The 1,138-nt window shown below is 64.1% G+C and carries 1 protein-coding gene; it reads right to left on the bottom strand.

Annotated elements, in window-relative coordinates; translation table 11 throughout:
• A partial coding sequence (tuf, locus tag Q7T09_RS11620; RefSeq protein ID WP_304699836.1) for an elongation factor Tu occupies positions 1 to 1,086 on the bottom strand: 1,086 nt, incomplete at its 3' end.
• Positions 1,087 to 1,138 lie beyond the last annotated feature (52 nt).

Raw genomic sequence — 1,138 nt, 5'->3', positions numbered from 1 at the left:
CGTCATGTCGGTGGTGTCACCGGGCATGACCATCTCGGTGCCCTCGGGCAGCTTGACGACGCCGGTGACGTCCGTGGTGCGGAAGTAGAACTGCGGGCGGTAGTTGGTGAAGAACGGCGTGTGACGGCCGCCCTCTTCCTTGTTCAGGATGTAGGCTTCGGCGACGAACTTGGTGTGCGGGGTGATGGAGCCCGGCTTGCAGAGAACCTGACCGCGCTCGACGTCTTCACGCTTGGTGCCGCGCAGCAGCACGCCGACGTTGTCGCCCGCCTGGCCCTGGTCAAGCAGCTTGCGGAACATTTCCACGCCCGTGCAGACCGTCTTCTGGACCGGACGGATGCCGACGATCTCGCCTTCCTCGCCGACCTTGACGATGCCCTTTTCGATCCGGCCCGTGACCACCGTGCCGCGGCCCGAGATCGAGAACACATCTTCCACCGGCATCAGGAACGGCAGGTCCACCGGACGCTCCGGCTGCGGGATGTATTCATCCACCGTCTTCATCAGCGCCAGGATCGACTCTTCCCCGATCTTGGGGTCGCCGCCGTCGATCGCCACCTTGGCCGAACCCATGGTGATCGGGATGTCGTCGCCCGGGAACTGATACGAGGAGAGGAGCTCGCGCACCTCCATCTCCACCAGCTCCAGCAGCTCGGCGTCGTCCACCAGGTCGACCTTGTTCATGTAGACCACCAGGGCGGGAACACCCACCTGACGGGCCAGCAGGATGTGCTCGCGGGTCTGCGGCATCGGGCCGTCGGCGGCCGACACCACCAGGATCGCGCCGTCCATCTGCGCCGCGCCGGTGATCATGTTCTTCACATAGTCGGCGTGGCCAGGGCAGTCGACGTGGGCGTAGTGACGGTTGGCCGTCTCATATTCCACGTGCGCCGTGTTGATCGTGATCCCACGCGCCTTCTCTTCAGGAGCCGCGTCGATGTCCGCATAGGCCATCGCCTTCGCACCGCCGGCCTTCGCCAGCGTCATCGTGATCGCAGCCGTCAGCGTCGTCTTGCCATGGTCAACGTGACCAATCGTGCCGATGTTGCAGTGCGGCTTATTGCGTTCGAACTTTTCCTTGGCCATGGGATCCTACGGGCGTTTGAGAGATGGAGCGGGTAGCGGGAATCGAACCCGC

Source organism: Phenylobacterium sp. (assembly GCF_030645195.1).
GTDB lineage: Bacteria > Pseudomonadota > Alphaproteobacteria > Caulobacterales > Caulobacteraceae > Phenylobacterium.
Note: the sequence above shows the minus strand (reverse complement) of the source record. Positions and strands in the feature narration are given on the sequence as shown.